Genomic DNA, 5,462 nt, shown 5'->3' with positions numbered 1-5,462 from the left:
CGCTACTGCCCGCCTGTTCAACCTGCAAAGTAAAAAGCGCGCCTGGATTGTCGGCAAAGAGCACTACGATCTTGGCAATGACCTGTTCAGCCGTATGCTCGACCCAGCTATGCAGTACTCCTGCGGTTACTGGAAAGAGGCCACCACCCTTGAGCAGGCCCAGCAGGATAAACTGCGCCTCATCTGCGAAAAACTGCAACTGCAGCCCGGTATGCGGGTACTGGATATCGGTTGCGGCTGGGGCGGGCTGGCGGAGTTTATGGCGCAGCACTATGGCGTCAGCGTGGTCGGTGTGACCATATCAGCGGAGCAGCAACGCATGGCGCAGGCGCGCTGCGCCGGGCTGGATGTCACCATCCTGTTACAGGACTACCGCGATCTGCACGATCAGTTCGATCGCATTGTCTCGGTAGGGATGTTCGAGCACGTGGGGCCAAAAAACTACAACACCTATTTCAACGTGGTGGATCGTAACCTGAAGCCGGATGGCCTGTTCCTGCTGCATACCATTGGCTCACGAAAAACCGACCATAACGTTGATCCCTGGATAGACAAGTACATCTTTCCGAATGGCTGTTTGCCCTCAGTTCGCCAGATTGCGAATGCCAGCGAAGCCCATTTTGTAATGGAGGACTGGCATAATTTTGGCGCTGATTACGATACTACCCTGATGGCCTGGCATGCGCGCTTCCTTGCCAGCTGGCCGGAGATCGCCGACAACTATTCTGAACGATTTAAACGGATGTTCAGCTACTATCTGAACGCCTGCGCCGGTGCGTTTCGCGCCCGTGATATTCAGCTGTGGCAGGTGGTATTCAGCCGCGGCGTGGAGCACGGCCTGCGGGTGCCCCGCTAAAAAAGACCCCGGCTTGCCGGGGTCTTTTTTATCATGCGTCGTTGAGCGTCTGCTGGATAGCGGCGGCCTCTTTCGCCGCCAGTACGCGCTCCACGGTATCGACCACCGCCTGGGTTTGCGGGTCAATTTCGATATTCACTCTGTGCCCCAGCTTTTTGCTGCCGAGAGTCGTGCGCTGCAGCGTCTCCGGGATCAGGTGGACACTGAATCGGGTAGGTGTCACTTCACCAACGGTCAGACTAATGCCATCCACGCCAATAAAGCCTTTATAGAGGATGTACTTCATCAATGAAGGATCCTGCACCTTGAACCAGATTTGACGGTTATTTTCTGAGGTGAGGATTTTGGCAATTTCCGCGGTAGTCATAATATGGCCTGACATTAAATGCCCGCCAATTTCGTCGCTGAATTTCGCGGCGCGCTCCACGTTAACAATATCGCCCTCAACCAGGTCACCCAAATTGGTAATGCGCAGCGTCTCTTTCATTAAATCGAAGCTGATGAGATTACCGTTAATTTCGGTCACCGTCAGGCAACAACCGTTGTGTGCAACCGATGCCCCGGTCTCCAGCCCATCGAGCATCTCGTCCGGCAGGGCGACGACGTGGGTACGGAAATTGGGTTTTTCATCAATGGCCACCAGTTTCGCGGTGCCCTGCACAATACCAGTAAACATGCTTACGACTCCTGTTTGTTCCTTCGGTGTTAACACCGTTTAATCCCACCACAATAACAGTTGAAAATAGAGGTTGCCAGTACCCACCTTTTCTGGCGATTTTTTCACTAGATAATTAGCTTATCCCCGCTACAATAGCTGGACTTCCCCGCATCTTCTTCTTGCTGTTTTTCGCAGCGGCTTTTTTTGCATTCAAATAACAACAATACCAAAGGTGTTCACGTGCAGAAGTACATGATTGAAGCGCGTCAGTTATTAGCTCTGGCAATCCCGGTGATACTCGCGCAAATCGCCCAGACCTCAATGGGGTTCGTCGATACAGTTATGGCGGGTGGCTACAGCGCCACCGATATGGCCGCGGTAGCCATCGGGACCTCTATCTGGCTACCGGCTATTCTCTTCGGCCACGGCCTCCTGCTGGCCTTGACGCCAGTGATTGCTCAGCTTAACGGCTCCGGGCGGCGGGATCGTATCGCCCATCAGATCCGTCAGGGCTTCTGGCTGGCCGGTCTGGTCTCGGTGTTGATCATGCTGGTGCTGTGGAACGCGGGCTATATTATTCACGCCATGCGCAATATTGACCCGGCCCTGGCGGATAAAGCCGTCGGCTATTTACGCGCCCTTCTCTGGGGGACGCCGGGTTATTTATTCTTCCAGGTGATGCGTAATCAGTGTGAAGGTCTGGCGAAGACCAAACCGGGCATGGTGCTGGGTTTTATCGGCCTGCTGGTCAATATCCCGGTGAACTACATCTTTATTTACGGTCATTTCGGCATGCCTGAACTGGGCGGCATCGGCTGCGGCGTTGCCACGGCGGTAGTCTACTGGGTGATGTTCTTCGGCATGCTCTCCTATGTGAAGCGTGCCCGCTCCATGCGTGATATCCGTAGCAAAGCGGGTTTCAGCCAGCCGGACATGGAGGTGGTCAAACGGCTGGTGCAGCTGGGCCTGCCTATCGCGCTGGCGCTCTTCTTCGAAGTGACGCTGTTCGCGGTGGTCGCCCTGCTCGTCTCCCCGCTGGGGATTGTGGATGTGGCCGGGCACCAGATCGCCCTTAACTTCAGCTCGCTGATGTTCGTCCTGCCGCTGTCGCTTGCTGCCGCGGTAACCATTCGCGTCGGTTATCGCCTCGGACAGGGCTCCACGCTGGATGCGCAAATCGCAGCCCGGACCGGCATTGGCGTAGGCATGTGCATGGCCGTCTGCACGGCGCTGTTCACCGTCACGCTGCGCGAGCAGATCGCCCTGCTTTATAATGACAACCCGGAGGTGGTGCTGCTGGCCTCCCATCTGATGCTGCTCGCGGCAGTGTATCAACTCTCCGATTCAATCCAGGTGATCGGCAGCGGCGTGCTTCGAGGTTATAAAGATACGCGGTCGATTTTCTTTATCACCTTTATCGCCTACTGGGTGCTGGGTATGCCGAGCGGCTATATTCTGGCGCTCACCGATCTGGTGGTGGATCGTATGGGCCCGGCCGGTTTCTGGATGGGCTTTATCATCGGTCTGACCTCCGCCGCCGTTATGATGATGCTGCGCATGCGTTTTTTACAGCGCCAGCCATCCAGCGTGATTTTGCAACGCGCTGCGCGTTAATCACCCGCCAGCCGCCTGCGGGCGGCTACTTTCTCTTCATTTTGCGCGCGAATAGAGCAATCGTGTGAAATCTGAAAGAAAATTGCGGTTTGCCTCTTGCCTCATGCGACCACTGCCGCTAATATCCGTCCCCGTTGTCACACACAACAATGCGTTCATAGCTCAGTTGGTTAGAGCACCACCTTGACATGGTGGGGGTCGTTGGTTCGAGTCCAATTGAACGCACCATTCTGCGTCCGTAGCTCAGTTGGTTAGAGCACCACCTTGACATGGTGGGGGTCGGTGGTTCGAGTCCACTCGGACGCACCATTTCAGTTCTGAAATAGTGCAATCCCTCTTCTTCTCTGATTTATCACTTTCGCTTCGTTTCTGAGTTGCTCATCACCCGTTTTCTACCACACTTAACCTGCATAGCATTTTTCCCATGGATTCGGTAAAAAAAACAGCAGGTAAACACAATGAAAAAAATTGCCATTGTCGGAGCAGGTCCCACGGGGATCTATACCCTCTTTTCACTTCTGAAACTGAATACACCGCTTTCCGTCACCGTTTATGAACAGGCTGAAGAGGCCGGCGTCGGGATGCCCTATAGCGATGAAGATAACTCGCGCATGATGCTGGCCAATATCGCCAGCATTGAGATCCCGCCCCTTTTCTCCACCTACCTCGCGTGGCTGCGCACCCAGAGCGAGGCGCACCTTGCGCGCTACGGCGTGCAGAAATCTACCCTGCACGACCGACAGTTCCTGCCGCGTATTCTGCTGGGCCAGTATTTCCGTGACCAGTTCCAGACGCTCATCGCGCAGGCACGAAAACAGGGCTTCGAGATCACCGTCCAGGAGTCCTGCCAGGTGAGCGATCTGCTGGCCAGCGCCGAGGGGGTGAGCATCTGGACCGACGGCAAACTCACTCCTGACCAGTTCGATCTGGCGGTGATCGCCACTGGCCACGTCTGGCCGGACGAAGATACCTCTCCACGCGACTTCTTCCCGAGCCCCTGGTCCGGGCTGATGGAGGCCAGCATCGGCGCGGGCAAGGTGGGCATTTTAGGTACCTCCCTGAGCGGGCTGGACGCGGCAATGGCCGTCGCCGTACAGCATGGCAAATTCATTGAGACCGATGACGAGCAGATCCACTACCGGCTTGATGAGAAGAGCGAGGCGCTGAAGATTGTGCTGATGTCCCGCTCTGGCATCCTGCCCGAAGCCGATTTCTACTGTCCTATCCCTTACGAGCCGTTAACCGTGGTCACGGAAACGGCCATCGAGGCGGCAATCCAGCAGGGCACCACCGGCCTGCTCGACCGGGTATTTATGCTGATGATTGAAGAGCTGACGCAGGCTGACCCGCAGTGGAGCAAGGCGATCGCCCTGGACACCCTCACCGCCGACAGCATCCGCGACGCCTGGTTTGCCGATCGCCAGAAGCATGGCCCGTTCCGCTGGGCGGTCTCTAACCTGGATGAAGTGGAGCGCAACAAGCGGGACCACCGCACGTTGCCGTGGCGCTACACCGTGTTGCGGCTGCATGAGGCCGTAGAAAAGATTGTGCCCTACCTGGATGAGACCGACAGAGAACGCTTTAAAACGGGGCTGGCGCGGGTGTTTATCGACAATTATGCGGCGATCCCTTCACGGTCGGTGCGCCGACTGCTGGCCCTGCGCGAGGCGGGTATCATCAGCATCGAGGCGCTGGGCAACGAGTATGAACTGACCGCAGAAGGGAACCGGACGGTCATTCACGCCGAGGGTAAACGCTGGATCTTTGATACCTTTATCGACGCCCGCGGGCAGAAAGCGCTGAAAAGCAAAGACTTGCCGTTTCCGTCCATGCGCGAACAGCTTGTCTCTGCGGGAGAAGATATCCCCGACGTCGGCGACGATTACACCCTGCTGGCACCGGAGTACCTGCGCGGGCGCATCGCCTTCGGCGCCCTGCCCTATCTGATGCACGATCGCCCCTTTGTCCAGGGTCTGGTGGCCTGCGCGGAGATCGGCGAAGCGATGGCGAAAGCCGCCGTTCAGCCCGCCTCCCGCGTACGCAGGCGGTTGCCGCTTATGGCGGAGTAAAGGCGGTTTCGCAGGCGGCGGCCAACGCCAGCAGCGGCGATTCATCGGCTGCGGGAGAGAGAATTTCCAGCCCCACGGGAAAGCCGCTGCGCGTTCTGCCGCAAGGAAGCGTGATAGCGGCGAAACCGCTGATGGCCGCCAGCTCAGGTGCACATCCGGGCGGCATCTTCTCCAGGCTGTCGGGTATACGGCACACCGTTGGGTAGAGGTAAGCATCGACCCCCGCCTGCTCTGCTACCTGACCAAGGGTGTGGCGCAACCGACG

Annotated in this window: 4 protein-coding genes, 2 tRNA genes and 1 pseudogene; 5 read left to right on the top strand and 2 right to left on the bottom strand. The window is 57.1% G+C overall.

What is annotated here, in order from left to right:
• Positions 1–856: cyclopropane fatty acyl phospholipid synthase (gene cfa, locus WFM46_RS22630; RefSeq protein WP_336998602.1), on the top strand; the 856-nt coding region annotated here is incomplete at its 5' end.
• A 31-nt stretch (positions 857–887) separates the two neighbouring features.
• Here cfa and WFM46_RS22625 read toward each other — a convergent pair.
• Entirely contained in the window at positions 888–1,532 is a 645-nt protein-coding gene (locus WFM46_RS22625) for a riboflavin synthase subunit alpha (RefSeq protein WP_103179352.1), read from the bottom strand.
• Positions 1,533–1,754: 222 nt separating this feature from the next.
• Between WFM46_RS22625 and mdtK the strand changes: the two genes are divergently transcribed.
• From mdtK to WFM46_RS22605, 4 genes are all read left to right on the top strand, one after another.
• Complete coding sequence (gene mdtK / locus WFM46_RS22620) at positions 1,755–3,128, top strand: MdtK family multidrug efflux MATE transporter (protein WP_336998601.1); 1,374 nt, start codon at positions 1,755–1,757, stop codon at positions 3,126–3,128.
• A gap of 151 nt (positions 3,129–3,279) precedes the next feature.
• Positions 3,280–3,356: transfer RNA gene (locus WFM46_RS22615), tRNA-Val, on the top strand.
• 4 nt (positions 3,357–3,360) lie between these two features.
• Positions 3,361–3,437, top strand: a tRNA-Val gene (locus WFM46_RS22610).
• Between the two features lie 149 nt (positions 3,438–3,586).
• On the top strand, positions 3,587–5,197 hold the full coding sequence (locus WFM46_RS22605) for an FAD-NAD(P)-binding protein (protein WP_336998600.1): 1,611 nt from the start codon (positions 3,587–3,589) through the stop codon (positions 5,195–5,197).
• Here the strand turns inward: WFM46_RS22605 and WFM46_RS22600 are convergent.
• Positions 5,184–5,462, bottom strand: a pseudogene (locus WFM46_RS22600) (amidase); the annotation flags it as partial. The gene WFM46_RS22605 and the pseudogene WFM46_RS22600 overlap by 14 nt on opposite strands.

Source organism: Leclercia sp. M50 (assembly GCF_037150775.1).
Taxonomy (GTDB): Bacteria; Pseudomonadota; Gammaproteobacteria; order Enterobacterales; family Enterobacteriaceae; genus Enterobacter.
The sequence above is the reverse complement of the archived record's forward strand: the minus strand, read 5'-3'. Positions and strand labels throughout refer to the sequence as shown.